1 protein-coding gene is annotated in these 225 nt (G+C 56.0%); it reads left to right on the top strand.

All coding sequences use genetic code 11. The annotated features are described in order from the left end of the window. The coding region (locus AC2YIT_RS32270) for a hypothetical protein (protein ID WP_487281959.1) at positions 1–225 on the top strand (225 nt) is incomplete at both ends.

Genomic DNA, 225 nt, shown 5'->3' with positions numbered 1-225 from the left:
GTCGCCATCAGGAACGCCGCTACATGCAAACCTGTTCACTCAGTCAGGCGTGTTCGTGGCTACCACGCCGATCGACGCATCGGGTAATTACATTTTCAACAACGTAACGCCTTCGACAACCTATGTGGTGACGATCAGCACCACACCAGCAGCTAGCGGATCGGCACCTGCCACATCGGTGAGCCTGCCAACAGGATGGGTCAACACCGGCGAGAATGTTGGACT

Source organism: Dyadobacter sp. SRI_021 (genome assembly GCF_057586235.1).
The sequence above is the reverse complement of the archived record's forward strand: the minus strand, read 5'-3'. Positions and strand labels throughout refer to the sequence as shown.